This window comes from Pseudomonas sp. A014, assembly GCF_052378495.1.
In the GTDB taxonomy this organism is placed as follows: Bacteria; Pseudomonadota; Gammaproteobacteria; order Pseudomonadales; family Pseudomonadaceae; genus Aquipseudomonas; species Aquipseudomonas machongensis.
The window spans coordinates 2261007-2284671 of sequence record NZ_CP199001.1; the positions used below are offsets into that span (position 1 = coordinate 2261007).

The window sequence follows — 23665 nt, forward strand, 5'->3', positions numbered from 1 at the left end:
GTTCAGTTCCCCTGCGAGTCCCGGCCCCTGACCTGCGTGAACTGGTTCGAGGCTTCCGGCAAGCCCGTCACCTTGATCGACCGCGCGCCGACGGCAAACTTGGCGCCGACCTTGGAGAAGCGCTCGAGCAACTGGAAGTTGATCGCCTGCTGGATATCCATGTACAGGTTGTAGCCGGGGTCGAGGACGATGTAGACGGCCTCGAACTCCAGCGCTTCCTTGCCGAAGCCGCGCAGGTGGGCGCGGTCGAAGCGCACCTGGCCCTGGGCCTTGATCGACTCCTCGACGATCGCCGGGGCCTTTTTCACCGCCTCCGTGGGCGTGTCGTACGACAGGCCGAACTCGAAGACGATGCGTCGCTCCTGCAGGCGCTTGTAGTTCTGGATGGTGCTGCTGATCATGCCGGCGTTGGCCATGACGATCTGCTCGCCGCCGAGGCTGCGGATGCGCGTGGTCTTCAGGCCGATGTTCTCCACGGTGCCGGCGAGCGAGCCGATGACGATGAAGTCGCCGACCTCGAACGGTTTGTCGACGGCAATCGACAGCGAGGCGAACAGGTCGCCCAGCACGTTCTGCACCGCCAGGGCCACGGCGATGCCGCCGACGCCAAGACTGGCGACGAAGGCGGTGATGTTCACGCCCAGGTTCGACAGCATCGCCAGCAGCACCACCGACCACAGCAGCACCCGCGCGCCCCAGCCCGACAGGGTCGCCAGCGCGCTGCCACGATAGGCATTGCCGGTGTCGTGGCGGGCGAAGTAGCGGGTCAGGCCAATGGCGATGGCGCGGTTGGCCCACAGGCCGATCTGCAAGGCTGCGACCACGAACCACAGGCTGCCGACCCGGTCCAGCCAGCGTTCCGGCAGGTCCAGCACGCCAAGGCCGACCAGCAGCGAGGCGAGCATCAGCAGGAAGTTGCTGGTGCCTTCGAGTACCTGGGTGATGACCTTGCTGAGCTGCCCGTCATGGCTGGACCACTGGCGGGCGCGGCGCTTGAGGAAACTCAGCGCCCAGCGCGTCACGAGGAAGGTGATCACGGTCACCGTCAGGGCCAGCAGCAGGTTGAGGATGGAGATGCCGAATACCGTGGTGGTGGTCAGCAACTGCAGAAATCGTTCGTCCATCGGGTCCCCCTCCGAGGTGGTGTTGATTGCAGGGTGTGCCGTGGGGCACAAACTGTTTAGAAGGGAGAGGTAGGTGAGGGTTTAATCGGATTTCGCCGGTGGCTCTTGCCGCCGCTTCGCAGGCGGATCAGAGCAGAGCACCTTGGCGAGCGAATGAGAAATAATTAGAATCACTCGCATTCGTATCTCATCCTTCCCCAGTGTGCCTCCGAATGTCCGACCCCGCCGCGGCACCCGAACCCAGCTTCAACACCCTCTATCGCGACCATCGCAGCTGGCTGCAAGGCTGGTTGCACCGGCGCCTGGGCGATGCCTGGACGGCGGCGGACCTGACCCACGACACCTTCCTGCGGGTGCTCGCTGCGCAGCAGGCCAAGGCCGTGCCGAGCCTGCGCGAGCCACGGGCCTACCTGCTGACGGTCGGGCGTCGGTTGCTGGTCAATCACTACAAGCGGCGCAGCCTCGAGCAGGCCTACCTGGACGCCCTCGCCAACCTGCCCGAGGCGCTTGCACCGTCACCGGAGCAGCGCTGGTTGCTGCTGGAAACCTTGCAGGCCCTGGATGACCTGCTCGATGGCCTGCCTGCCGTGGTACGCCGGGCCTTTCTCTGGTCGCAGCTCGAAGGGCTGGACTACGCCAGCATCGCCGCGCGACTGGAGGTGTCCGAGCGTACGGTGAAACGCTATATGGCCAAGGCATACGAACACTGCCTGCTGGTGGACCTGTGAGCGCCCCGGCGGAGGTCGGCGCACGCCAGTTGGCCCGTGAGGCAGCGCAGTGGCTGGCCTTGCAGGATGCCGGCCAGCTCGACACGGAGCAGGCTGCTGCGCTGCAACGCTGGCGAGCCCGCAGTGCCGCCCATGAAGCCTTGTGGCAGAAGGCCGAGGGGCTGCGCCAGCGCTTCGCCCAGGTACCGGCGCCATTGGCGGTGGCTTGCCTGGACCGCCCCGATCCAGATCGCCGCCGCGTGCTGGAGCAGATGCTGGGTTTTGGCGCGCTGCTGCCGCTGGCCTGGCTGGGCTATCGGCAGTTACCGCTGGACGGCTGGCGTGCCGATCTGCGTACCGCCACGGGCGAGCGCCGCGGCTTGACCTTGCCGGATGGCAGCCGGTTGCAGCTAAACACCGCGACTGCGGTCAATCTGGACTTCGCCGAAGGCCGCCACTGGTTGCAGTTGGTGCAGGGCGAGATTGCCCTCGACACCGTTGGCCCGCTGCAGGTGCAGACCCGCGACGGCCTGGTGCGCGTGCAGGGGGCAGGGGTGTGCATGCGTGAGCGTGCGCAGGGCTGTGTGGTGTCGGTCACACGTGGCCAGGTCAGCCTGCAACCGCTGGCCGGGCCAGCGGTTCGCCTGGAGGCCGGTCAGCGGGCGACGCTGAGCGCCTCCGGGGTGACCGCAAGCCAGCCGTTCGACGCCCAACTGCCAGGCTGGCAGCAGGGCTTGTTGATCGTCGACGACCAGCCCCTGGGCGATCTGCTGCGTGAACTGGATCGCTACCGCCCCGGGCTGTTGCGCTGGGATCCGGCGCTGGAGCAATTGGCGGTGACCGGTACTTTCCAGCTCGACGACACCGACCGCATTCTGGCCCTGCTGGCGGCGAGCCTGCCGCTTCAGGTGCACTATCGCACCCGCTACTGGGTGTCGCTGACCCCGCGCAAGAAAATTGCCTGACCGCTGTCCCTTTTCTGGCGCCCGCTTGTCATCAAGGGTATCCACCCCTGATCTGAGAGCGTTCCGGATGTCCCGCACCCCTTTGCTTCGCCCGTTATCCCTGCACCTGATGCGCGCTGGCCTGCTGCTTGCGCTGGGGCTGCCCGCGTCGGGCTGGGCCGATGAAGCGCGGCGCAGCTACCAGGTACCGGGCGGCAGCCTGGGTGCGGTGCTGACACGCTTTGCTGGCCAGGCTGGGGTCAGCTTGTCGGTGGACCCGGCGCTGGTCGCCGGGCGCAGCAGCCTGGGGCTTGCAGGCGAATATGGGGTCGAGGAGGGCTTCGCCGCCTTGCTGCAGGGCTCGGGCCTGATACTGGTCTCGGCAGGGCCCGGTAGCTTCACCCTGGTGCGCCAGGCCGCGCCGGTCGAGGGCGCGCATGTGCTGCCCGACATCAATGTCCATGGCCAGGGCGCCGCGCCGGCAGCAGATGCCTATGCCGGCGGCCAGGTGTCACGACGGGGCAGCCTCGGCATGTTGGGCGAGCGTGACTACATGGAGACGCCCCTGAGCATGACCTCCTACACCCGCGAGATATTGCAGAACCAGCAGGCCCGTACCCTTGCCGATGTCGTCGCCAACGATCCCTCGGTGCGCAGCACCAACCCGGCAGGCGGGCGCTTCGAACAGTTCTCCGTGCGCGGATTCAGCCTGTACAACAGCGATGTCGCCTACGGTGGGTTGTATGGTGTGCTGCCGACCTATTCGATCGACATGGAGATGGTCGAGCGGGTCGATATCCTCAAGGGGCCGGGTGCGCTGCTTGGTGGCCTGGCGCCCAATGGCAGCATTGGCGGCGGGGTGAACATCGAGCCCAAGCGCGCTGGCGAGACGCCGCTGACCGAGTTCACCGCGCTGTACGCCTCGGCGGGACAAGGGGGCGGTCATCTGGACATCGGTCGGCGCTTCGGTGACGACCAACGCTTTGGCGTGCGCCTGAACGCGGTGCGCCAGGCCGGCGACACCGAATGGGATCACCAGCATATGGACCGCGAGGCGACCGTGCTGGGCTTGGACATGAAAGGCGAGCGCACCCGCCTGTCGCTGGATATCGGCCATCAGGCGCGTGACGTGGATGCGCCAATGGAGCGTGTGGGCCTTGCCGCAGGGCTCAAGGTGCCGGATGCCAAGGATGTTCACCACAATTTCGCCCAGCCCTGGAGCTACTCGCGGGCCAAGGATACCTTCGGCGCCGTGCGCGGCGAGTACGACCTGAGCGACAACTGGATGCTGCTGGGCGCCCTGGGAGCGCGCAAGGGCGACTACGACTTCATGCGCCATGCCGTGCAGGTGGTCAACGAAGCCGGGCGCTTCACCGTCAGCCCGCGTGCCTTCCAGCGCGAGGAGGACGTGGTCACCGGCACCGTCGGCGTGCGCGGCTGGTTCAACACTGGCGCGGTCGGCCATACCCTCAACATCAGCCTCAACCGCTTCGACCTGACCTTCGACAACAGCGGTGCGCGCTATGCCAACGGCGTCAGCAACCTGTTCGACCCGGTGGCCTTGCCCGCACCGGGCGCGCCGCTGGCCGACGACAACCCGACCCACACCAACACGGTGCTGTCGAGCCTGGCCCTGGCCGACACCCTGAGTTTCGCTGACGACACCGTGCTGCTCACCCTCGGCGCGCGCCTTCAGCGTGTCGAGGTCCACAGCTCCGAGCCCGGCGAGCCCGACCAGCGCTACGACGAGCGCGCCACCTCACCGGCCATGGGCCTGGTGTGGCGCACCACCGAGCAGCTGTCGCTGTACTTCAACTACATGGAGGGCCTGACCCAGGGGCAGGTGGCACCGGAAACGGCGAACAACGCCGGCAAGGTCTTCGCGCCATACCGCAGCAAGCAACTGGAGGTCGGCGCCAAGTACGACATGGGGCGTTTCAGCACCACGGTCAGCTTGTTCCGCATCGAGAAACCGTCGTACTTCACCGATGCCCAGAACAACCTCAGCGCCGACGGCGAGCAGCGCAACCAGGGCCTGGAAATCAGCCTGTTCGGCGAACCAATGGACGGGGTGCGGGTGTTGGGTGGGGCGATGTTCCTCGATGCCGAGCAGACCCGCACGGCCAATGGCCGCAACGATGGCAACCGGGCCATCGGCGCGCCGGTGGTCAATGCCAACCTTGGCGTCGAGTGGGACCTGCCGGCCATCGACGGGCTGACCCTCAGCGCGCGTGTCATCCATACCGGCAACCAGTACCTGGATGCCGCCAACCGGCAGAAGGTCGACGCCTGGCAGCGTTATGACCTGGGCGCGCGCTACGCGCTCAAGCTCGGTGACAAGGACGTCACTCTGCGGGCCAGCGTCGAGAATGTGCTGGACAAGACCTACTGGGCCTCGGCCAACGTCCCCGACGGCACCGCCACCGGCCTGACCCTGTCGACCCCGCGCACGTGGTTGCTGTCGGCGACGGTCGGGTTCTGAGGGGCCGTTGCCCTGGGGGCGGGCAACAAGCGAGCAAAAATATGCTCAGCCCCCAGGCAAATCCTAGGCTGCACTGGCCGCACGCACGCCAGCCACTAAGGTAAGGTGAGAGGAAAATTCCGCGCGCCGCCCACGGCGCCCCAGAGGTGCCCATGGCTTCCTACACCTTGCGACAACTCAAGTACTTCGTCACCACCGTGGAGGCTGGCAGTGTTGCCGAGGCTTCGCGCCAGCTGTACATCGCCCAGCCGTCGATCTCCACCGCGATCAAGAGCCTGGAAGAGAGCTTCGGTGTGCAGTTGTTCATCCGTCACCACGCCCAGGGCGTGTCGCTGACCCCCAGCGGCAAGCGTTTCTATGCCAAGACCAAGGCGCTGCTGCAGATGTCCCATGAGTTCGAGCAGAACGCCCTGGCCGACAACGATACGGTGGCCGGGCAGATCGACATCGGCTGCTTCGAGACCGTCGCGCCGCTTTATCTGCCACGGCTGATCGCAGGTTTTCGCGAGCGTTACCCCGGCGTGGATATCCGCCTGCGCGATGGCGAGCAGCAGGAGCTGATCCAGGGGCTGACTGCGGGCACCTTCGACCTGGCGTTTCTCTACGACCACGACCTGGACGGCACCATCGACGCCGAGCCGCTGATGCCGCCGCAGAAGCCCTATGTGCTGCTGCCCGAGAAGCACCGCTTCGCCAGCCAGGCCCAGGTGTCGTTGCGTGACCTGTGCCCGGAGCCGATGATTCTGCTGGACGTTGCACCGAGCCGTACCTACTTCGTCAGCCTGTTCAACGAGATGGGGCTGACGCCGAACATCGTCTTCAGTTCGCCATCGATCGAGATGGTGCGCGGGATGGTAGGGCAGGGGTTCGGTTTTTCGCTGCTGGTGACCCGGCCGCATTCGGAATTCACCTATGACGGCAAGCGCCTGGTGACGCTGGATATCGCCGAGCCGGTGGCGCTGTCGGGGCTGGCGGCGGCGCACCTCAAGCGTGTGCAGTTGACCAAGCCTGCGCAGTTGTTCGTCGAGTTCTGTCGCGAAGAGTTGGCGAAGCTGTAAACGATTCGCAGCGGTTCGGCTACCCGAACCGCCGCGAACAGAACACCGCGGTGGCAATCAGTGCTTACCGCTCATCCGGCACCACAGCGATCACATCGATTTCCATCAACCACTCAGCCTGCGCCAGACCCGCGACCACCAGCCCGGTGGAGATCGGGAATACGCCCTTGAGCCACTTGCCGACTTCGCGGTACACCGGCTCGCGGAAGCGTGGGTCGGTAATGTAGGTGGTGGTCTTGACGATATGCGACAGGTCGGAGCCGGCCTCTTCAAGCAGTTGCTTGACGTTTTTCATCGCCTGCTCGGCCTGCGCCTGCGGGTCGCCCAGACCGACCAGGCGGCCTTCGAAATCGGTGCCGACCTGGCCGCGTACATAGATGGTGTTGCCGGCACGCACGGCCTGGCAGAGGTCATTGTCCAGGGTCTGGTTGGGGTAGGTGGCCTTGGTGTTGAACATGCGGATGCGGGTATGGGTAGGCATCAGTGGGCTCCGAGGGTGCTGACGTTGCTGATCGAGGTGTGTGGCTGCTCATCCGCTGCGCGCTGGTCGCGGTCGCGGTAGGCCAGGTAGGTGCGCTGGGTGGCGATATGGCCGGCGACATGCTTGGCGTCGTGCCATACGCCCCAGATGAACGACGAGCCGCGGCGGGACAGCCAGGGCAGGCCGAGGAAATACACCCCCGGCTCGCGGGCCACGCCGCGCTGGTGCTGGGGTTTGCCGTTGGCGTCGAAGGTGTCGACCTGCAGCCAACTGAAGTCCACGCCGTAGCCGGTGGCCCAGATGATGCTGGTGACACCAGCCTTGGCCAGGTCCAGTTCCAGCAGCGGGTTGCTGACGCAGTCCGGGTCGGCCAGGCGTCGGCGCGCTTCGGGCTCTTCTGGCAGGTCCAGGCCGTTGCGCTCGATGTAGGCATCGGCGGCATCGAGCAGGGCCAGGTAGTTCTCGTCGCCGCGGTTGATGTTGTCGGCCAGGTTGTCCTGGAAACGCACCACGCCGTCTTCGAACGACTGGGTCAGGCCGACCAGGGTCATGCCCTGGTGGGCGAGGGCGCGGAAGTCCACGGTGTGGCCGCCACGGGCACCGCTGACGGCAATGGTCACGTGTTCGCGGCCTGGCTTGGCGATTTCCGCGTCCCATTCACCCAGCACGCCCAGCCACCAGCAGAAGTCGCGGTTGCGGTAGGCGCGTGGTGGGCGGTCGTGGGCACCGACCGAGAGGTAGACCTGGCGCCCGGCGCGCATCAGCTCTTCGGCGATCTGCACCCCGGAAGATCCCGCACCGACGACCAGCACCGCACCGTCAGGCAATTGCTGCGGGTTGTAGTAGGCGGCGGAGTGGATCTGGTGCAGGCGTTCATCCTTTGGCGCAATGGCCGGGATCACCGGTTTCTGGAACGGCCCGGTGGCGGCGACCACGCGGTTGGCGCGGATCACGCCTTCGTTGGTTTCGATGGTGAAGCCCGGGCGGTCGCTGTTGCGCACCACGCGCTTGACTTCGATGCCGGTACGCACGGGCAGGTTGTACTTGCGCACGTAGCGCTCGAAGTAGTCGGCGACCTGGTCCTTGCCGGCGAAGGCGTCGGCGTCGAGGTCGAATTCAAGGCCAGGGAAGCGGTCGTGCCAGACTGGCCCGTTGGCCACCAGCGAGTCCCAGCGCCCGGTGCGCCAGGCCTCGGCGATGCGGTTGCGTTCCAGCACCAGGTGCGGCACGCCGAGTTTGCTCAGGTGTTCGCTCATGGCCACGCCGGCCTGGCCGGCGCCGACCACGAGGGTGTCGATTTCGAGATTGTTCAGTGTCATGTCCGAGCCCTTGTTCAGGCGGTTTTTGTCAGGTCGGTTTTGGAGGACCGCCGTTACCTGGGGCCAGACTAGGGATGCACGGAATTTCGCGAAAATAGTATTTAGCTGGGGCTTGCCGATAAATTGGCGAAGGGTGGCAGCGCTGCAGCGAGCAGCCCGGCAGATTTGCGCAGCAAACCCGCAGTGCCCAGTTTTTTCCTCGCCAATGCCAAGCAAAATGCTCGTTTCGCCGCCGCCAGGGCTTGCCGAGAATGCCGGTAAACCCAGAAAGGAGCTGCACCATGACCTTCTCCATCATCGGCCGCTGCCAGGAAACCGGCCAGGTCGGCATCGCCATCAGCTCGTCCAGCATCGCTGTCGGTGCCCGCTGCCCGTGGGTGCGCGCCGGGGTCGGGGCGGTGGCGACGCAGAACATCACCTTGCCGGCCCTCGGCCCGCAGATCCTCGACGCCCTCGAGCAGGGCCAGTTGCCGCCTGCCGCAGCGCTGGACCGGGTGCTCAGCGCCAACGGCTGGAGCGAGTACCGCCAGGTGACGGTGATCGACAGCCACGGCCAGGTCGCGCTGTTCACCGGCAAAGAAGCACTCGGCGTACACAACGCGGTCGCCGGCGAGCAGTGTGCAGCCGCGGGCAACCTGCTGGCCTCGCCGCAGGTGATCGAGGCGATGGTGCACGCGTTCGAGCAGGCCGGTGGGCACCTGGCCGATCGCTTGCTGGCGGCGATGCACGCGGCCATGGCCGCCGGTGGCGAGGCAGGCCCTGTGCACTCGGCCGCCCTGAAGATCGCCGGTGAGCTGACCTGGCCGCTGGTGGATCTGCGTGTGGACTGGGCCGAGCACGACCCGATCGGCGAACTCGACCGCCTGTGGCAGGCCTATCGCCCACAGATGCAGGACTACGTCACCCGCGCCCTGAACCCGACCACCGCACCCAGCTACGGGGTGCCGGGCGATGAGTGATCTCACCAGCCGCGCCGTGCTGGAGCGCCTGATCGGCTTTGCCACGGTCAGTCGCGATTCCAACCTCGAACTGATCGGTTTCATCCGCGATTACCTGGCGGGGCTGGGGGTCGAGAGCGAACTGTTCCTCAACGAGGAGGGCACCAAGGCCAACCTGTTCGCCACCATTGGCCCGACCGATCGTGGCGGCGTGGTGCTGTCCGGGCATACCGATGTGGTGCCGGTGGACGGCCAGGCCTGGAGCGTCGAGCCGTTTCGCCTGAGCGAGCGCGATGGTCGCCTGTATGGCCGTGGCACGGCCGACATGAAGGGCTTCATCGCCTCGGTGCTGGCGGCGGTGCCGGCGTTTCTCGCCCAGCCGCTGACAACGCCGGTGCACCTGGCATTCTCCTATGACGAAGAGGTCGGCTGCCTCGGTGTGCGCTCGATGCTGGAGGCGCTCGAACAGCGCCCGAACAAGCCACGCCTGTGCTTGATCGGCGAACCCACCGAGCTCAAACCCGTGCTCGGGCACAAGGGCAAGCTGGCCATGCGCTGCCAGGTGCACGGCGCCGCTTGTCATTCGGCCTATGCACCCTATGGCGTCAATGCCATCGAGTACGCAGCGCAATTGATCGGCAAGCTGGGCGAGATCGGCGGCGAACTGGCCCGTCCCGAGAACCATGACGCGCGCTTCGATCCGCCGTTCTCCACGGTCCAGACCGGTGTTATCAAGGGCGGGCGGGCGCTGAACATCGTGCCTGAGGAGTGCGAGTTCGATTTCGAGGTGCGTGCCTTGCCGGGTTTCGAGGCCAAGGTCGTGGCCGAGCGCCTGCAGACCTACGCCGAAACCGACCTGCTGCCACGCATGCGTGCCGTCAGTGAAACCAGCGATATCCGCCTCAAGCCGCTCAGTGCCTACCCCGGGCTGGCAACGTCCGAAGACAGCGAAGCAGCGCGCCTGGTGGCGCTGCTCAGTGGCTCGGAAGATTTCGGCACCGTGGCCTTTGGCACCGAAGGTGGGCTGTTCGATCAGGCGGGGATCCCGACCGTGGTCTGCGGGCCGGGCAGCATGGATCAGGGGCACAAGCCGGACGAGTTTGTCAGCGTTGTGCAACTGCAGGGTTGTGATGCGATGTTGCTGCGCTTGCGTGATTATCTTGTTGGTAACTGAGGTGCTTGCCGAAAGATTTTCAGCGTCCATGAGATCGAGCGCCGCCCGCGCGGCGCTTCGCGGGTAAACCCGCTCCTACATTTGTTTCGGGCCAATGAGTCCTGTGGCATTTTCGCGCGACCCCTTTGGCGTACGGCGCATTACCGAGTCGTACACACTAGGCGGTCGCGCGCCTGTGGCACAGGCATAACTGGCCCGAAACAAACGTGGGAGCGGGTTTACCCGCGAAGCGCCGCGCGGGCGGCGCTCGATCTCAAGGCCGCTGAAAAACCTCAGGCAAGCACCTGCAAGCCCTCACGCAACCCCATGCGAACACACCTCCGGCGCACGGGTATGTGACAGCAACACATCCAGCAACGCCTGCGCCGCAGTGGACAACTTGTGGTCGCTCAGGGCGATGACCCCGATGCGCCGCTCGACAGTGGGCTCGACCAAAGGTACGCAGCGCGCCCCCAGCTCCTGCATCTGGTTGATGCACAGCGCCGGTACGGCACTGACGCCCAAACCATTGGCAACCATGCGCCCGACTGTGGACAACTGGTGGCTTTCGAAGGCCACCGCCAGCCGGCCATGCTCGGCGGCCAGGTGTTGCTCGAGCAGCAGGCGTACCGCCGAAGGGCGTTGCAGGGCGATGAAGTCATGAGTCAGCAGTTCGCGCCAGCTCACCTGGGGCTGCTGCGCCAAGGGTGAATCGCCCGGCACCACGGCGACGAAGCGGTCCAGGTACAACGGGTGAAACTGCAAGGCATCGCTGCGCTCGGGCTCGAAACCTATGCCCAGTTCGACGCGGCGGTGGCGGACCAGTTCCAGCACCTGCTCGTTGATCACGTCGTGCACGGTGACGTTGACCTTGGGGTAGCGCTGGCGAAACACCTTCAGTGACTGCGGCAGCAGGTTGCCGGCAAAGGCCGGCATCGCCGCCACCGACACCCGCCCCAGTTGCAGGGTGAAGCGCTGGCGCAGCATTTCCTCGGTATCGTCCCAGTCGGCCAGCAGGCGCCGGGCCAGCGGCAGCAGCACTTCGCCCTCGGCGGTGAGGCTGACGCTGCGTGTGGTACGGGTGAGCAGGGCGCCGCCGAGGTTGTCCTCGAGCGCCTTGATGGTCAGGCTCAGTGCCGGTTGCGAAATGTGCAGGTGTTCGCCAGCCTGGGCGAAGCTCTGGTACTTGGCCACGGTGACGAAGGCGCGCAGTTGCTTGACGTTCATGGCGGGTCCGCAGGTTGTTTTGCAAAAGTTATCAATCGATGACGAAAACAAAATTAACAAATCAGTCGCCAGCGGTGAAGATGCCATCCACACGCTCAAACAACTACAAAGGCGGATCAGCATGGCCGGACTGGACAAGCGCGTAGCAACCTATGAACAGGCTCTCGAAGGCCTGACCGACGACATGACGGTACTGGCCGGCGGCTTCGGCCTGTGTGGCATCCCCGAGAACCTCATCGCCGAGATCAAGCGCCGCGGGGTCAAGGGCCTGACGGTGGTGTCCAACAACTGCGGCGTCGACGGCTTCGGCCTGGGCGTGCTGCTCGAAGACCGGCAGATCCGCAAGATGGTGGCCTCCTATGTCGGCGAGAACGCCGAGTTCGAGCGCCAGTTGCTCAGCGGCGAGCTGGAAGTGGAGCTCACCCCCCAAGGCACCCTGGCCGAGAAGATGCGCGCCGGCGGTGCCGGTATCCCGGCGTTCTACACCGCCACGGGCTACGGCACCCCGGTCGCCGAAGGCAAAGAGGTGCGTGAGTTCAACGGCCGCAAGTACATCCTCGAAGAGTCCATCACCGGCGACTTCGCCATTGTCAAGGGCTGGAAGGCCGACCACTACGGCAACGTGGTGTACCGCAACACCGCCCAGAACTTCAATCCGCTGGCCGCCACCGCCGGCAAGATCACCGTGGTCGAGGTCGAGGAAATCGTCGAGCCGGGCGTGCTGCTGCCCAGCGAGATCCACACGCCGGGAATCTTCGTCGACCGGGTCATCGTCGGCACCTTCGAGAAGCGCATCGAGAAGCGCACCGTCAAGGCCTGAGCGCCGTCCACAGAAAAACAAAGAGATCCTGACCATGGCACTGACCCGCGAACAGATGGCTCAACGCGTCGCCCGTGAACTGAAGGACGGCTACTACGTCAACCTCGGCATCGGCATCCCCACCCTGGTGGCCAACTATGTGCCCGCCGACATGGACGTGATGCTGCAATCGGAGAACGGCCTGCTCGGCATGGGCGAGTTCCCTACCGAGAGCACCCTCGACCCCGACATGATCAACGCCGGCAAGCAAACCGTGACCGCCCGCCGTGGCGCGTCGATCTTCGATTCGGCGCAATCCTTCGCCATGATCCGTGGCGGCCATGTCGACCTCACCGTGCTGGGTGCCTTCGAGGTGGACGTGGAGGGCAACATCGCCTCCTGGATGATCCCCGGCAAGCTGGTCAAGGGCATGGGTGGCGCCATGGACCTGGTGGCCGGCGCCGAAAACATCATCGTCACCATGACCCACGCCTCCAAGGACGGCGAGTCCAAGCTCCTGCCACGTTGCAGCCTGCCGCTGACGGGTGCTGGCTGCATCCGCAAGGTGCTTACCGACCTTGCCTACCTCGAGATCGAGAACGGCGCCTTCATCCTGCGCGAGACCGCGCCCGGGGTGAGCGTCCAGGAGATCGTCGAGAAAACCGCCGGCAAGCTGATCGTGCCGGACGATGTGAAAGAGATGACGTTCTGACGCTATTGCTTTACCTCCCCCCTGTGAGGGTGGGCTAGTTGTGGGAGCGGGCAAGCCCGTTCCTACAGCAAGCCCGCTCCCACAGGGGTTTTGCGTTGATAAACAAGCAACATCCACCAATAAGACCAAAAAAGGAAAACACTCGTGGCCGCTGAAATCCAAGACAGCCGCTCCGCCCGCTTCGCCCTGCGCTGCTCCAACTGGGCCGAACGCTGGTTCCCTGACTCCTGGGTGTTCGCCGCCCTGGCCGTGATGCTGGTGTGCCTGGGGGCCCTGGCCATGGGCGCCAAGCCCACCGACACCGCCAAGGCCTTTGGTGACGGCTTCTGGAGCCTGATCCCGTTCACCATGCAGATGGCCTTCGTGGTCATTGGCGGCTATGTGGTCGCAAGCTCCCCGCCCGCTGCGCGCCTGATCGACCGCCTCGCGCGCCTGCCGAAGAACGGCCGCTCGGCGGTGTGCTGGGTGGCGCTGATCTCGATGCTCGCCTCCTTGCTCAACTGGGGGCTGTCGCTGGTGTTCGGCGGCCTGCTGGTGCGTGCCCTGGCCCGCCGCACGGACCTGAAGATGGACTACCGCGCCGCTGGCGCTGCTGCCTACCTGGGCCTGGGCGCCGTGTGGGCACTGGGCCTGTCGTCGTCGGCAGCACAGTTGCAGGCCAACCCGGCCAGCCTGCCGCCGTCAATCCTGTCGATCACCGGCGTCATTCCGTTCACCGAGACCATCTTCCTCTGGCAGTCCGGGGTGATGCTGGCTGCGCTGGTGATCGTCTCGCTGGTCGTCGCCTACGCCACCGCGCCCGGACCGAACAGTGCGCGCAGCGCCCAGGACTGTGGTGTCGATCCGACCTTCACCGCCCCACCTGCGCCGCAGCGCACCCGCCCCGGTGAGTGGCTGGAGCACAGCCCGATCCTGATCCTGCTGCTGGTGGCCCTGGCGGCCGGCTGGCTGTACCAGGAGTTCGCCACCAAGCCTGCGATCACCGCCATCTCCGGGCTGAACACCTACAACCTGCTGTTCATCATGCTGGGTGCCTTGCTCCACTGGCGTCCGCGCAGCTTCCTCGACGCCGTGGCCCGTGCGGTGCCGACCACCACCGGCGTGCTGATCCAGTTCCCGCTGTACGGCTCGATCGCCGCCATCCTCACCCAGGTCAAGGGCGCCGACGCACAGACCCTGGCGCACCACATCTCGGTGTTCTTCACCCAGATCGCCACCCATGACACCTATGCCTTGCTGATGGGCGTGTATTCGGCGGTGCTGGGCTTCTTCATTCCGTCTGGCGGCGGCAAATGGATCATCGAAGCGCCCTACGTGATGCTGGTGGCCAACGACCTGCAGTACCACCTGGGCTGGGCGGTGCAGATCTACAACGCCGCCGAGGCGCTGCCGAACCTGATCAACCCCTTCTACATGCTGCCGTTGCTGGGCGTGCTGGGCCTGAAGGCGCGTGACCTGATCGGCTTCTCCTTCGTGCAACTGCTGGTGCACGTGCCCCTGGTGCTGGTGCTGCTCTGGGCGCTGGGCACCACCTTGCAGTACGTGCCACCAGTGATGCCGTAGCCGCGTCACCGCGCACTACCGCGCTGCGGGCCGCAATGGCCCGCAAGCGCTGCCCGCCGCTCGACGACCTTGCATGTCGATCCGTGAAAAAAGCGTAATTTTCCCCCGACTCCCTTCGTTTTCCTGAGAGCTGCCCTGCGTCCAGGCGGACCGGGCCATCATCACCCCAAGGAGACAGGCAATGACTTCCGTTTTCGACCGCGACGACATCGTGTTCCAGGTTGTGATCAATCACGAGGAACAGTACTCGATCTGGCCCGACTACAAGGCGATCCCCAACGGCTGGCGCGCCGCAGGCAAGAGTGGCCTGAAGAAAGACTGCCTGGCCTACATCGATGAAGTGTGGACCGACATGCGCCCCCTGAGCCTGCGCCAGAAGATGGCCGAAGCTGCGGTGCAGTAAGGCGTGACTGCACTCAACCTGCTATGCCTGCCGTACTCGGGCGCCAGTGCCATGGTCTACAGCCGCTGGCGGCGCAAGCTGCCGGCCTGGTTGCAGGTGCGCCCGGTGGAGTTGCCCGGGCGCGGCGCGCGCCTGGGCGAGCCGCTGCAAACCGACATGCAGGCACTGGCCCGGCAACTGGCCAGCGAGCAACGCCTGGCGGCGAGCACGCCCTATGCACTGCTCGGGCACAGCCTGGGCGCGCTGCTCGCCTTCGAGCTGGCCCACGAGCTGCAAGCCTTGGGTTGCAAGGCGCCGGTCGCACTGTTTGCCTGCGGCACGGCGGCACCGACCCGACGTGAGGACTACGACGGCAAGGGCTGGCGAGAAGCCAAGACCGATGCCGAGCTGATCGACGAGCTGCGCCAGTTGCAGGGCACCCCCGAGGAGGTGCTGGCCAACGAAGAGCTCATGGGCCTGACCTTGCCGATTCTGCGCGCCGATTTCCTCATGTGCGGCCGCTACGACTATCGCCAACGCGCGCCGTTGCACTGCCCGTTGCATGTTTTGGGCGGCGAGGCCGACCGCGCCAGCGAAGAGCAACTGCTGGCCTGGCGTCGCGAAAGCCTGGGCGATTTCTCGCTGGAGGTCTTCCCCGGCGGGCACTTCTTCATCCATGAACACGAAGACCGGGTGCTGAGCCTGCTGACCGCCTCTCTGGAACCTCATCGACTTTCGGCATGATTGACGTAGGCCTTTGCCTGGGGGAGGCTGGGGGCTTTCCCACAGGACAAGGGTTGTCCCCATGCTGATCGATCCCCGCCAGGCCACGCTGCTGGTCGTCGATATCCAGGAACGCCTCATCGGTGCCATGAGCGACCCCGAGGGCACCCGCGCGCGGGCCCGCGGGCTGCTGGCCGCCACCGCCGAACTCGAACTGCCCACGGTGATCTCCGAGCAGTACCCCAAGGGCCTGGGCCCGACCCTGGCCGAACTCAAGGCCGCCGCTACAGGGGCCGAGATCGTCGAGAAGCTGCACTTTTCCTGCGTGGCCGCCGAATGCCTGCCCGCCAGCTTGCTGGCGCGCGAGCAGGTGATCGTCTGTGGCATGGAAACCCACGTCTGCGTGCTGCAGACAGTGCTTGGCCTGCTGGGCCTGGGCAAGCAGGTGTTCGTGGTCGAGGACGTCTGCGACAGCCGCACCCCGGCAAACAAGGCGGCAGGCCTTGCGCGCATGCGCGATGCCGGGGCGCAGATCGTCACCCGCGAGATGGTGCTGTTCGAACTGCTGGGCAGTGCCAGCCACCCGTTGTTCCGCCATATCAGCAAGACCTACATCGTCGGTGACCCATCCTGAACCCGCGGCTGCTGGGCGCTGGGCTGATGCTGCTGGCCCTGCTGCAAGGCTGTGCCGGGCGCCGCGAGGAGGCGCCCGAAGTCGACCCTGCCCAGGTTCGTGCCCAGCTCATGCGCCTGCTGCCTGCCTCGGTCAAGGACCGCCAGGGCTGGGCCGAGGACATCCAGGTCGCGTTCACCGCCCAGGGCATCGCGCCCAGCCGCAGCAACCTGTGCGCGGTGCTGGCGGTGACCGAGCAGGAATCCACCTTCACCGCCGACCCCCAGGTGCCCAACCTGGGCCGCATCGCCCGCGAGGAAATCGACCGCCGCGCCGCGCGTCTGCACATCCCCAGGCTGCTGGTCGATGGCGCCCTGGCGACGCCTTCGGCGAACGGCCAGAGCTACCAGCAGCGCCTGCTGGCGGTACGCAGCGAGAAGCAGCTCAGCGCCCTGTTCGATGATTTCATCGCCGGCTTGCCGCTGGGCGACAAGTTGCTCGGCGGGCTCAACCCGGTGCGTACCGGCGGGCCGATGCAGGTCAGCATCGACTTTGCCGAACGCCATGCCAAGGACTATCCCTACCAGCGCCAGGGCACGATTCGCCAGGAGGTATTCAGCCGTCGCGGCGGCCTGTACTTCGGCATCGCCCACTTGTTGGGCTATCCCGCCCATTATGAGCGGCCGCTGTACCGCTTCGCCGATTTCAACGCAGGCTGGTACGCCAGCCGCAACGCCGCATTCCAGGCGGCGCTGAACAGCGTGACGGGTGCAGAGTTGGCCCTGGACGGCGACCTGATCGCACCGGGTGCGATCCTGCCAGGCACGACCGAGCGCGCGGCGCGCAGCCTTGGGGTGAAGCTGGGGCTGCGCAATCCGCAGATTCGCAGCCAGCTGGAATTGGAGAACAGCCTGGCGCTCGAGGACAGCGCCTTGTACCGCGGCGTATTTGCCCTCGCTGACGCCAAGGCGGGCAAGCCACTGCCACGTGCGGTGCTGCCGGGGATCGTGCTCAAGAGCCCGAAGATCACCCGCAAGTTGACCACGGCGTGGTTTGCGGGGAGGGTGGACGAGCGCTACCAGCGCTGCATGACGCGTTGACCGACGCAAGCTGCAGGGGCCGCAACGCAGCCCCTGCAAGGCTCAGGCAGGCTGAGCTGCCAGGCTGTTGCTGACGTTACGCCCCAGTACCAGCACGGTGACGAATCCGCAACCGACCAGCGCCGTGGCCAGGCTCAGCAGCACCGAGCTGCCCAGTTGGTCGACGATCCGCCCACCAAAGAACGAGCCCAGTGCGATGATCACCTGGAACATGGCCACGAACAGCGGCATGCCGCGTTCGACATCCTTGGGCGCGACCACGAACATCCAGATGCTGGCACAGGCCGGGAAGGCACCGAAGGCAAAGCCCCACAGCGCGATCAGCATCACCGCGCCGGTCATGCCGGTGGCGAAGTAAGGGAACAGTGCGGTGCTGATGCCGATCAGCAAGGCCACCAGCAGCAGGGTGTAGCGCACGCTGCGGTTGGCGGCGAAGCCGGCGAACAGGTTGCCGATGACGCCCGCGACGCCGTAGAGCAGCAACAGCGAGCCGATGGTTGCGCCGTCGAAGCCCGAGCTTTGCTTGAAGAACGGTGCGACATAGGTGTACGCGGCAAAGTGCGCCAGGCCAATCAGCAAGACCGCGATCAGGCCGACCCGTGCCAGCGGATTGATGAACAGCGCCGGCAGGTCACTGATGCGGATGGCCTTGTCAGGATTGAGCCGTGGCAGCAGGAAGACCTGCGCGAGCAGCACCGGCACACCCAGCAGGGCGGTCACCAGGAAGGTCATGCGCCAGCCCATCAGGCCGCTGAGCCAGGTGCCGACCGGCACGCCCAGCACCGTGGCCAGGGTGACCCCGACCATGATGATCGAAGTCGCCTGCGCCACGCCCACCCCCTTGGGCGCCAGGCGCCCGCTCAGGGCAATGGCCGTGGCCCAGAAACCACCGATGCTGATACCCAGCAGCACGCGGCCGAACAGCAGCAGGCTGAAGTCGCTGGCATAGGCCACCACCGAGTTGGCGATGATCATGATCAGCGTCAGGCCGATCAGCAGGTAGCGGCGGTCCATGGCACCGATGCCCACCGACAGCAGCGGAGCGGCGAGGGCGGCCATGATACCGGGCAGGGTGACCATCAGGCCGGCTTGCCCGGCACTGATGCCCAGGTCGCTGGCCACATCGTTGAGAACGCCTACCGGAAGGAATTCACTGGTCACCAGGGCGAAGGCGCCCACGGCAACCGAGAGAATCGCCAGCCACTGCTGTTTGACGCTCTGTTGGTTGTGTTCAAGAAGGCCATCGGGGGCCTGATTGACGCTTGGCATGGTACGGATTCCAAGTGTTGTCGCCTGGAGCAGGCGCAGGAGGCGGGAAAATAGGAGGGCGATTATAGAAGTCGGTTCCGAAAGGCCTATAGGCAGGCCGTTCGATAGTAATCATCAGTGTGATCGATGGATCGCTCGGCTGACCTGAGCACCACGCCTTGCCGGGCGCTCGGGCAGTACGGCGGCCTGCAACTGGCGACCTGCGGGATGTTCGAACGACAGTTCACCCTCCACAGCCCGATTCTCGACGATGCGCCCTGCGTCAAGCACCACAACCCGCTGGCAGAAGTACCGCACCAGGCTCAGGTCATGGCTGATCAGCAGAAAGGCCGTGCCGTTGTCGCGACGCAGTGTGTCGAGCCGTTGCAGCAGTTGCAGTTGCAGCACGCGATCCAGATTTGAAAGCGCCTCGTCGAGCACCACCAGCTTTGGCGAGATTGCCAGCGCCCGGGCGATGTTGGCCCGCTGTAGCTGGCCGCCGCTCAGTTGCTGTGGCAAGCGTTCGGCATGCTCGGCGTGCAGGCCCATCTGCTCCAGCAGCTCGATGGCCCGTAGGCGTTGGGCTGTCTCACTCAGATTGCTCAGGTGACGCAGGGGCTCGGCAATGCTCCAGCCGATGCTGCGCTGTGGATTGAATGCCCCCGGCGCGTCCTGGAACACCAACTGCACGGTCCGCTGGAAGGCCCGAGCCTGTTCGCCGCGCAGTTGGCCGACCGCCTGCCCGGCGAAGGTAACCTGCCCCTGGCTCGGAGTTTCCAGCCCGAGCAGCAGGCGGGCGAGGGTGCTCTTTCCACTGCCGCTGCAGCCCAGCAAACCAATGGATTCGCCCGCTTGAAGTTGCAGGTCGATACCGTCGAGCACCTGCAGCCAGCCGCGTTTGCGCAGCAAGCCACCGGTGCGGTAGCGATGACTCAGTTGCTGGACATGCAGCAGGCTCATGCTTGGCTCCCGCAGAGGATTCGATGGGCTTCGAGCAAGGTGCGAGCAGTGTCGCTGACAGGGCGGTCGAACAGTGCATGCACGGCTTGGCGCTCGACGATGCGGCCGGCATCCATCACCGCTACCTGATCGGCGCAGCGCGCCACCACCCCCATGTCATGGGTCACCAGCAGCACCCCGAGGCCATGCCGTCCAACCAGCTCCATCAGCACGTCGAGAAAGCGTGCCTGGCTTACCGCGTCGAGATCGCTGGTGGGCTCGTCGGCCAGCAGAAACGGAGTTTCGGCCATCAGCGCCAAGGCGATCATCATGCGCTGCAGCATGCCGCCGCTGAGCTGGAAGGCGAACGCTTGCAGCACGCGGGCGTGATCCGTCAGGCCCACGGCCGCCAGGCAGTCGGCCATGCGCTCGCGAGCGGCGGCGCCGGTGATACCGTGCTGGCGAAGGGTTTCGAGCCCGTGGCTGGCCATGCTGCTTACCGGGTTGAAGGCACTGCGCGGGTTCTGCAGCACCAGGCCGGCCAGGCGGCCACGCACCTGGGCGGCGCTCACCGGTTGGCCGTCGAGCAGCAGCTGGCCCTGGGTACGCACAAGGCCGGCAGGCAACAGGTCGAGCATGCCCAGGCAGCTCAGGGATTTGCCCGAACCACTGGCCCCGACCAGTGCGCAGACCTCGCCGCGGCGCAACTGCAGGTCGACGCCATGCACCAGCAAACCTGCGTGGGACGCTATGCGCAGGTCCTGGATTTCGAGGGTCGATGGCATCATCTAGTGGTGCTCCCGGGTCGGGTCGAGGCGGTCGCGCAACGCGTCGCCCAACAGGTTGAAGGCCATCACCGAGAAGAAGATCATCAGCCCCGGCAACAGCAGCAGGTGCGGGTGGGTCCAGATGAATTCCTTGGCATCGTTGATCATCACGCCCCACTCGGCCGTAGGCGGTGCCACACCCAGGCCGAGGAACGACAGGCCCGAGACGTGCAGCATCATGTGGCCGATATCCATGGTCGCCAGTACCAGCAGGGGGCCTGCGATGTTCGGCAGCACGTGCTGGCGCAGGCGGGTGCTGCGCGAAGCGCCGGCCAGGCGCGAGGCCAGCACGTATTCACGACCACGCTGGGCAATCACCATGCCGCGCACCATGCGCGCATACCACGCCCAATGGGACAACGCGATGGCGATGATCACGTTGGTCAGGCCGGTACCGAGCAGCGTGACGAAGAAGAACGCCAGCACCAGGGTCGGAAAGGTCATGAACATGTCGCACAGGCGCATCAGCAGCAGGTCGGTGCGTCCGCCGACAAAGCCCGCGAGGCCTCCCACGGCGAGCCCGAGCGCCAGTACCAGGGCCAGGGTCAACATCACGCTGCCCAGCGACAGGCGGGTACCGACGATCAAGCGCGACAGCAGGTCGCGGCCCAGGTGATCGGTGCCCAGCCAGTGGCTGGCATCGGGTGGCATGAGGCGCTGGCCGAGGTCGACCAGATCGGGATCGTGCGGGGTCAGCCACTGGCCGAACACGGCCAGTACCGCCAGCAGGCCAACCAGCACCAGGCCCAGGACCAGTCCCGCATGGCCGGACACGGCCGGCCGACGAATTGCCCAGAGCGTACTCATGCGCGTGCGCCCTCCAGCCGGCTGCGTGGGTCGAGCCAGGCGTAGCACACGTCCACGACCAGGTTGCAGACCATCAACAGGCCGGTCAGCAGCAGGGTGAAGCACTGCATCACCGGAAAATCGCGGTTGAGCACCGCCGAGACGGCAAAGCGCCCCACGCCGGGCCAAGCGAAGATGGTCTCGATCACCAGTGCTCCGCCGATCAGTTCGCCCACGTGCATGCCAGTGGCGGTGACGAACGGCAGCCAGGCGTTGCGCAGCACGTGGTCGCGCCACACCCGGCGTTCGGGCAGGCCCCGGGCGCGGGCGTAGGTGACATGGCGCTGGCCGCTGGCTTCGAGCAGGCTGGCGCGCAGCAGGCGAGCATTGATCGACATCGACATCAGGGCAATGGCCAGTACTGGCATCACCAAATGCCCGGCGCCTCCTCGACCGAGCGGCGGCAGCCAGCCCAGCGACAGCGAGAACAGTGCGATCAACAGGAATGCCAGCCAGAAATTGGGCATCGACACGCCCAGGAAGGTCACCGCCCGAACTGCATGGTCGGGCCAGCGCCCCTGCCAGCGCGCGGCCATGAGCCCCAGCGGGATCGACAGCAACAACGTGCAGGCCAGCGCCAGGCCGCCCAGTTGAAGGGTCGCAGGCAGGTAGTACAACAGGTCGTCCAGTACCGGTCGGCCGGTCAGGTAGGAAACACCGAAATCCAGGTGCAACGCCTTCCACAGCCAGCTCAGGTACTGCTCGTACAAGGGGCGATCCAGGCCCAGGGCATGGCGCACCTCGGCGATGGCCGCATCTGTGGGAGGGATGTGCGACAGACGCAGGTAATCCAGGGCCGGGTCCGTGCTGCCCAGGTGCAGCAACACGAACACCAGCAGCGACACACCGAGCATCACCGGGGCCAGCAATACCAGGCGCAGCAGAATGTAGCGCAGCATGTCATTGGGCCTGCTTGGGGGTCATGGCCTCGAAGGGCACATCGAACAAGGTGCTGCCGAATTCGACGTGATCGACCGAATCGCGGTGCACGCTGATGGCGGTGAGATGGGAGATGGGCAAGTACACCGCCTGCTCGTGCAGGGTGGTCAGGATGAAGCGGTACTGCTCGGCGCGCTGTCGCTCGTCGGTGCTGGCCAGCACCTGGCCGATGCGCCGGTCCAGTTCATCCTTCATCGCCAGCCCACGCTGGGCCATGTAGTCGGCGTGGCCGGCATAGCGCATGGAGCTGACGAACGAATGCGGATCATACGGGGCGCCCCAGGTGTCGGCGAAGATCATGTCAAAGTCCCCCTCGCGCTGGCGCCGCACCAGGGCGCCTTCTTCAACGGCCCGCAACTCGATATGGATACCGATCTTGGCCAACTCGCCCTGCAGGACTTCAGCCAGGCTTTTCTGCAAGGCACTGGTGCCGAGGAACACCAGTTCGATCGACAGCGGCTCACCGCCCTTGCTGCGCACGCTGGCACCGGGAGCCAGTGTCCAGCCTGCGGACTCCAGCGCCTGCTTGGCCTGCGCTGGGTCGTATGGATAAGGTTTCAGGCCGATGTCCGAGTACGGCATGTTGCTGGCGAACAGGGTGTCAGCCCGTGGTTCCAAGCCGTAGAGGATCTTGTCGATGATCGCCTGCTTGTCCACCGCCTCGTTGATCGCCTGGCGCACCGCCAGGTCGCGAGTGGCGCCACGGCCGGTGTTCATGGCCAGCGTGCGGGTAGCCAACGGCGCCGACAGGGCAGTGGCGTAGCCTTGGTCGCGCAGGCGCACGAAGGTGGCGGCGCTGATCTCGCCGGCGGCACCCTGGATCAGCTCGATTTCACCGGCCTGCAAGGCCAAAGCGCGGCTGTTGGGGTCGGGAATGACCTTCACCATGACTTCGCCGTAGGCCGGTTGCGGCCCCCAGTAGAAAGGGTTGCGCACGAAGCGGTCGAACTCGCCCAGGCGCGACTCGACCCGCATCCAGGGCCCGGTCCCGACTGGCTGGCCGGGCTTGGCTGCAGGGGCGCCGAAGCGCATCGGACGGACCTGGGCCAGTTCCATCAGCGTCGGGTAGTAAGGGTGCTTGAGCACCAGGCGCAAGGTCAGGTGATCGGGGGCCTCGACATGGTCGAGGGTGCTGACCAGCTCCATCCAGCGGTGGCGTTGGCTGTTGGCCAGGACCGCATCCAGGTTGGCCTTGGCGGCCGCGGCATCGAACGGCGTACCGTCGCTGAAACGCACGCCGTCGCGCAAGGTGAAGGTGTAGGTCTTGCCGTCCTCGGACACTTTCCAGCCCGTCGCCAGCCACGGCTCGACGGTGCCAGCATGGGTGTAGCGCACCAGCGGTTCGTAGACCATGGCCTGGGCGTACATCTGATTCGGCGCATATCCGCGCGGGTCAATGGGGCCGGCGTTGACCGGCCAGGAGTACGCCAGTGTCTGACCCGGCGCCGTGGGGGTGGCGGCCTGCGCGAAGGCGCTCATCGCGAGAAGAACAATGCCCCACAGGGCAGGCTTTCGTTTGCCAAGCTGCTGCTTCACACTGC

Annotated in this window: 23 protein-coding genes; 13 read left to right on the top strand and 10 right to left on the bottom strand. The window is 65.9% G+C overall.

All coding sequences use genetic code 11. The annotated features are described in order from the left end of the window. Nucleotides 1-2 precede the first annotated feature (2 nt). Complete coding sequence (locus ACTYOL_RS10470; protein WP_153773080.1) at nucleotides 3-1124, bottom strand: mechanosensitive ion channel family protein; 1122 nt, start codon at nucleotides 1122-1124, stop codon at nucleotides 3-5. A gap of 212 nt (nucleotides 1125-1336) precedes the next feature. On the opposite strand from ACTYOL_RS10470, the gene ACTYOL_RS10475 reads away from it, so the two are divergent. From ACTYOL_RS10475 to ACTYOL_RS10490, 4 genes are all read left to right on the top strand, one after another. Continuing rightward, nucleotides 1337-1852 carry a sigma-70 family RNA polymerase sigma factor gene (locus ACTYOL_RS10475; protein ID WP_112897975.1) on the top strand — a complete coding sequence of 172 codons (516 nt, stop codon included), beginning with the start codon at nucleotides 1337-1339 and terminating at the stop codon, nucleotides 1850-1852. After that, nucleotides 1849-2796, top strand: coding sequence for a FecR domain-containing protein (locus tag ACTYOL_RS10480; protein ID WP_444757884.1), 948 nt, complete (start codon nucleotides 1849-1851; stop codon nucleotides 2794-2796). Before ACTYOL_RS10475 ends, ACTYOL_RS10480 begins: the two co-directional genes overlap by 4 nt. A 67-nt stretch (nucleotides 2797-2863) precedes the next feature. Beyond that, nucleotides 2864-5257, top strand: coding sequence for a TonB-dependent siderophore receptor (locus ACTYOL_RS10485; RefSeq protein ID WP_444757885.1), 2394 nt, complete (start codon nucleotides 2864-2866; stop codon nucleotides 5255-5257). A gap of 152 nt (nucleotides 5258-5409) precedes the next feature. Continuing rightward, complete coding sequence (locus tag ACTYOL_RS10490) at nucleotides 5410-6315, top strand: LysR family transcriptional regulator (protein WP_197891494.1); 906 nt, start codon at nucleotides 5410-5412, stop codon at nucleotides 6313-6315. A gap of 64 nt (nucleotides 6316-6379) precedes the next feature. Here the strand turns inward: ACTYOL_RS10490 and ACTYOL_RS10495 are convergent, their stop codons facing one another. Then, nucleotides 6380-6796, bottom strand: a complete 417-nt coding sequence (locus ACTYOL_RS10495) for a RidA family protein (RefSeq protein WP_197891495.1) — start codon at nucleotides 6794-6796, stop codon at nucleotides 6380-6382. After that, nucleotides 6796-8115: a flavin-containing monooxygenase gene (locus ACTYOL_RS10500; protein WP_444757886.1), complete on the bottom strand. Its 1320-nt coding sequence runs from the start codon at nucleotides 8113-8115 to the stop codon at nucleotides 6796-6798. Before ACTYOL_RS10500 ends, ACTYOL_RS10495 begins: the two co-directional genes overlap by 1 nt. Before the next feature lie 281 nt (nucleotides 8116-8396). Between ACTYOL_RS10500 and ACTYOL_RS10505 the strand changes: the two genes are divergently transcribed. Both ACTYOL_RS10505 and argE read left to right on the top strand, forming a co-directional pair. Then, on the top strand, nucleotides 8397-9074 hold the full coding sequence (locus ACTYOL_RS10505; RefSeq protein ID WP_054892748.1) for a DUF1028 domain-containing protein: 678 nt from the start codon (nucleotides 8397-8399) through the stop codon (nucleotides 9072-9074). Continuing rightward, on the top strand, nucleotides 9067-10227 hold the full coding sequence (gene argE / locus ACTYOL_RS10510; RefSeq protein ID WP_444757887.1) for an acetylornithine deacetylase: 1161 nt from the start codon (nucleotides 9067-9069) through the stop codon (nucleotides 10225-10227). The genes ACTYOL_RS10505 and argE overlap by 8 nt, the downstream gene beginning before the upstream one ends. Before the next feature lie 294 nt (nucleotides 10228-10521). On the opposite strand, the gene ACTYOL_RS10515 is transcribed toward argE, so the two are convergent. Then, nucleotides 10522-11433 carry a LysR family transcriptional regulator gene (locus ACTYOL_RS10515; RefSeq protein ID WP_054893207.1) on the bottom strand — a complete coding sequence of 304 codons (912 nt, stop codon included), beginning with the start codon at nucleotides 11431-11433 and terminating at the stop codon, nucleotides 10522-10524. Between the two features lie 121 nt (nucleotides 11434-11554). Between ACTYOL_RS10515 and ACTYOL_RS10520 the strand changes: the two genes are divergently transcribed. The 7 genes from ACTYOL_RS10520 (at nucleotide 11555) to ACTYOL_RS10550 (ending at nucleotide 17325) form a co-directional block, all read left to right on the top strand. Further along, on the top strand, nucleotides 11555-12253 hold the full coding sequence (locus ACTYOL_RS10520) for a CoA transferase subunit A (protein ID WP_054893208.1): 699 nt from the start codon (nucleotides 11555-11557) through the stop codon (nucleotides 12251-12253). 34 nt (nucleotides 12254-12287) lie between these two features. Next, nucleotides 12288-12944: a CoA transferase subunit B gene (locus ACTYOL_RS10525; protein ID WP_054893209.1), complete on the top strand. Its 657-nt coding sequence runs from the start codon at nucleotides 12288-12290 to the stop codon at nucleotides 12942-12944. A gap of 144 nt (nucleotides 12945-13088) precedes the next feature. Then, nucleotides 13089-14507: a short-chain fatty acid transporter gene (locus ACTYOL_RS10530; RefSeq protein WP_054893210.1), complete on the top strand. Its 1419-nt coding sequence runs from the start codon at nucleotides 13089-13091 to the stop codon at nucleotides 14505-14507. Between the two features lie 181 nt (nucleotides 14508-14688). Beyond that, nucleotides 14689-14910, top strand: coding sequence for an MbtH family protein (locus ACTYOL_RS10535; protein WP_054893211.1), 222 nt, complete (start codon nucleotides 14689-14691; stop codon nucleotides 14908-14910). 3 nt (nucleotides 14911-14913) lie between these two features. After that, on the top strand, nucleotides 14914-15633 hold the full coding sequence (locus ACTYOL_RS10540) for a thioesterase II family protein (protein ID WP_153775006.1): 720 nt from the start codon (nucleotides 14914-14916) through the stop codon (nucleotides 15631-15633). A 61-nt stretch (nucleotides 15634-15694) separates the two neighbouring features. After that, nucleotides 15695-16246 carry a hydrolase gene (locus tag ACTYOL_RS10545; RefSeq protein ID WP_054893213.1) on the top strand — a complete coding sequence of 184 codons (552 nt, stop codon included), beginning with the start codon at nucleotides 15695-15697 and terminating at the stop codon, nucleotides 16244-16246. A gap of 26 nt (nucleotides 16247-16272) precedes the next feature. Continuing rightward, a complete protein-coding gene (locus ACTYOL_RS10550; RefSeq protein ID WP_151923958.1) occupies nucleotides 16273-17325 on the top strand; it encodes a DUF1615 domain-containing protein in 1053 nt (350 codons plus the stop codon). Between the two features lie 42 nt (nucleotides 17326-17367). On the opposite strand, the gene ACTYOL_RS10555 is transcribed toward ACTYOL_RS10550, so the two are convergent. The 6 genes from ACTYOL_RS10555 to nikA form a co-directional block, all read right to left on the bottom strand. Beyond that, nucleotides 17368-18594, bottom strand: a complete 1227-nt coding sequence (locus tag ACTYOL_RS10555; RefSeq protein ID WP_063544401.1) for an MFS transporter — start codon at nucleotides 18592-18594, stop codon at nucleotides 17368-17370. Between the two features lie 114 nt (nucleotides 18595-18708). Continuing rightward, entirely contained in the window at nucleotides 18709-19533 is an 825-nt protein-coding gene (gene nikE, locus ACTYOL_RS10560) for a nickel import ATP-binding protein NikE (protein WP_444757888.1), read from the bottom strand. Then, complete coding sequence (nikD, locus tag ACTYOL_RS10565) at nucleotides 19530-20300, bottom strand: nickel import ATP-binding protein NikD (protein WP_444757889.1); 771 nt, start codon at nucleotides 20298-20300, stop codon at nucleotides 19530-19532. Before nikD ends, nikE begins: the two co-directional genes overlap by 4 nt. Further along, entirely contained in the window at nucleotides 20301-21146 is an 846-nt protein-coding gene (nikC, locus tag ACTYOL_RS10570; protein WP_197891511.1) for a nickel ABC transporter permease subunit NikC, read from the bottom strand. It lies immediately after the preceding gene. Then, the gene (gene nikB / locus ACTYOL_RS10575) at nucleotides 21143-22084 is read right to left on the bottom strand and encodes a nickel ABC transporter permease subunit NikB (RefSeq protein ID WP_151923952.1); all 942 of its coding nucleotides are present in this window, start codon (nucleotides 22082-22084) and stop codon (nucleotides 21143-21145) included. The genes nikC and nikB overlap by 4 nt, the downstream gene beginning before the upstream one ends. 1 nt (nucleotide 22085) lies before the next feature. Continuing rightward, nucleotides 22086-23603, bottom strand: coding sequence for a nickel ABC transporter substrate-binding protein (gene nikA / locus ACTYOL_RS10580; protein WP_444757890.1), 1518 nt, complete (start codon nucleotides 23601-23603; stop codon nucleotides 22086-22088). Nucleotides 23604-23665: the final 62 nt, after the last annotated feature.

What these genes read in the sequence shown, in the direction of transcription:
- argE (WP_444757887.1), top strand. Translation starts at nt 9,067, where the DNA reads ATGAGTGATCTCACCAGCCGCGCCGTGCTGGAGCGCCTGATCGGCTTT.
- nikE (WP_444757888.1), bottom strand. Translation starts at nt 19,533, where the DNA reads ATGAGCCTGCTGCATGTCCAGCAACTGAGTCATCGCTACCGCACCGGT.
- ACTYOL_RS10475 (WP_112897975.1), top strand. Translation starts at nt 1,337, where the DNA reads ATGTCCGACCCCGCCGCGGCACCCGAACCCAGCTTCAACACCCTCTAT.
- ACTYOL_RS10485 (WP_444757885.1), top strand. Translation starts at nt 2,864, where the DNA reads ATGTCCCGCACCCCTTTGCTTCGCCCGTTATCCCTGCACCTGATGCGC.
- ACTYOL_RS10555 (WP_063544401.1), bottom strand. Translation starts at nt 18,594, where the DNA reads ATGCCAAGCGTCAATCAGGCCCCCGATGGCCTTCTTGAACACAACCAA.
- ACTYOL_RS10550 (WP_151923958.1), top strand. Translation starts at nt 16,273, where the DNA reads ATGCTGCTGGCCCTGCTGCAAGGCTGTGCCGGGCGCCGCGAGGAGGCG.
- nikA (WP_444757890.1), bottom strand. Translation starts at nt 23,603, where the DNA reads ATGAGCGCCTTCGCGCAGGCCGCCACCCCCACGGCGCCGGGTCAGACA.
- ACTYOL_RS10535 (WP_054893211.1), top strand. Translation starts at nt 14,689, where the DNA reads ATGACTTCCGTTTTCGACCGCGACGACATCGTGTTCCAGGTTGTGATC.
- ACTYOL_RS10525 (WP_054893209.1), top strand. Translation starts at nt 12,288, where the DNA reads ATGGCACTGACCCGCGAACAGATGGCTCAACGCGTCGCCCGTGAACTG.
- nikB (WP_151923952.1), bottom strand. Translation starts at nt 22,084, where the DNA reads ATGCTGCGCTACATTCTGCTGCGCCTGGTATTGCTGGCCCCGGTGATG.
- ACTYOL_RS10470 (WP_153773080.1), bottom strand. Translation starts at nt 1,124, where the DNA reads ATGGACGAACGATTTCTGCAGTTGCTGACCACCACCACGGTATTCGGC.
- ACTYOL_RS10520 (WP_054893208.1), top strand. Translation starts at nt 11,555, where the DNA reads ATGGCCGGACTGGACAAGCGCGTAGCAACCTATGAACAGGCTCTCGAA.
- nikC (WP_197891511.1), bottom strand. Translation starts at nt 21,146, where the DNA reads ATGAGTACGCTCTGGGCAATTCGTCGGCCGGCCGTGTCCGGCCATGCG.
- ACTYOL_RS10490 (WP_197891494.1), top strand. Translation starts at nt 5,410, where the DNA reads ATGGCTTCCTACACCTTGCGACAACTCAAGTACTTCGTCACCACCGTG.
- nikD (WP_444757889.1), bottom strand. Translation starts at nt 20,300, where the DNA reads ATGATGCCATCGACCCTCGAAATCCAGGACCTGCGCATAGCGTCCCAC.
- ACTYOL_RS10505 (WP_054892748.1), top strand. Translation starts at nt 8,397, where the DNA reads ATGACCTTCTCCATCATCGGCCGCTGCCAGGAAACCGGCCAGGTCGGC.
- ACTYOL_RS10495 (WP_197891495.1), bottom strand. Translation starts at nt 6,796, where the DNA reads ATGCCTACCCATACCCGCATCCGCATGTTCAACACCAAGGCCACCTAC.
- ACTYOL_RS10545 (WP_054893213.1), top strand. Translation starts at nt 15,695, where the DNA reads ATGCTGATCGATCCCCGCCAGGCCACGCTGCTGGTCGTCGATATCCAG.
- ACTYOL_RS10500 (WP_444757886.1), bottom strand. Translation starts at nt 8,115, where the DNA reads ATGACACTGAACAATCTCGAAATCGACACCCTCGTGGTCGGCGCCGGC.
- ACTYOL_RS10515 (WP_054893207.1), bottom strand. Translation starts at nt 11,433, where the DNA reads ATGAACGTCAAGCAACTGCGCGCCTTCGTCACCGTGGCCAAGTACCAG.